The following is a 1,460-nucleotide window of genomic DNA, read 5'->3' as shown; positions in this document are numbered from 1 at the left end:
AATCCCGGGGCGGGCCCGGAGCCCACGCAGAGCATGGTTCCCGTGCCCACGGGCAGCGGTACGCCGGCCCCCTCGGCCAGCGCCACCACCGGCGTTCCCGACAGCGGCAGCGGCGGCGGTACCACGAGCTCCTCGGACCCCTCGGGGACGGGCGGGGCGGGCAAGACCATCAACAACGCGTACACCACGGGGTACACCTGGTTCGACAACACCCCGCGGGGCAGCGCCCAGATCTCGGCCCCCGTCCTGCACAAGGAGGCCGGCGGCACCGGGACCTACGCAGACCCGATCACGCTCGCGGTCGGGCACAGCACAGCGGGCGGCAAGGACACGCTGGACTACCCCGCCGGCACCCGGTTCTACATGCCGCGGGTGCGCCGGTACTTCATCGTGGAGGACGCCTGCGGTGACGGCGGCAGCCCGCAGAACGGCCCCTGCCACAGCCTGGAGACGGCGCCCGAGGGCGCGACCACCTGGCTCGACATGTACGTCGGCGGGGACAGCGGCGACAACGAGTCCGCGGTGCAGGACTGCACCGACAAGGTGACCGGGCTGACCACCGTGGTGCAGGACCCCGGGCCCAACCTCCCGGTCGTCGAGGGACCCCTGTTCCAGAACGGGAAGTGCACCGAACTGTACTGATGCCGGTCCGCTCGTACGCGGCAGGGCCCGATGCCAGTGGCGTCGGGCCCTGCCTTCGTTCGTGGGGCGGCGGATCAGCCGTGGGAGACGGTCAGCGCGGAGAACGCGACCTTGGCCCCGTTCGTGCCGCTGTCCGAGGCGGACTGGTTGTAGGCCCCGGCCTTGAAGTACTGCTTGTACGACGTGAAGGAGCCGGCGATCGGGTAGTGGGTGGTGCTCCCGTCGACCGTCAGGTCGATGGTGTCACCGCCGGAGACGCCGATGGTGTAGCTCCACTGCTCACCGAGCGCGACGTGTCCCACCGTGTGCCGGGTCTGGCCGCCATCAGGGGAGTTCTCGGTGCCCAGCACGATGTCGCCGTTCGCCTGGTAGTACAGCTCCAGCAGCGGCTTGGTGGACGAGCCGCCGGACCCCAGGTGGATCTGGCCCACGCACACGCTGGACGGCACGGACAGCACACGCAGGGTCGCGCTCATCCGGTGGGTGCCCTCCAGCGACCATTCGGCGTTCTCGCGCAGTTCCGAGCGTGGGTACGTGGAGTTGGGCGTGGTGACGCCCTTCTCGGGCGACCAGAAGACCAGGGAGCCGTCGCTGTCGGTGAAGAAGTAGGGGTCCTCGTGGCCGCCCTGGAGTTCGGCGGCGGAGACGGTGGTCGGGGAGCCGGGCGAGCCGACCGGTTCCTGGAGCTGCCAGATCGACAGGTCGATACCGCTGCCGGGAGCGGCCTCGGGCTTCGCGGTGGCACCGGCGGTGGGCATCGGGGTGGGCGAGCCGCTGCCGGGCGTCACCAGGCGGGTGAGCGGCGGCGCACCGACGGC

At 71.2% G+C, this 1,460-nt stretch carries 1 protein-coding gene and 1 pseudogene; one reads left to right on the top strand and one right to left on the bottom strand.

Annotated features, from left to right (window positions below):
- A pseudogene (locus AB0927_RS40955) lies at nucleotides 1-642 on the top strand (hypothetical protein); the annotation flags it as partial.
- Nucleotides 643-716: 74 nt separating this feature from the next.
- On the opposite strand, the gene AB0927_RS40950 reads toward AB0927_RS40955, so the two are convergent.
- On the bottom strand, nucleotides 717-1,433 hold the full coding sequence (locus tag AB0927_RS40950) for a polysaccharide lyase family 7 protein (protein ID WP_366672961.1): 717 nt from the start codon (nucleotides 1,431-1,433) through the stop codon (nucleotides 717-719).
- Between the last annotated feature and the right edge of the window lie 27 nt (nucleotides 1,434-1,460).

It is taken from the genome of Streptomyces sp. NPDC048106 (assembly GCF_040706415.1).
Classification (GTDB): Bacteria; Actinomycetota; Actinomycetes; order Streptomycetales; family Streptomycetaceae; genus Streptomyces.
Note: the sequence above shows the minus strand (reverse complement) of the source record. Positions and strands in the feature narration are given on the sequence as shown.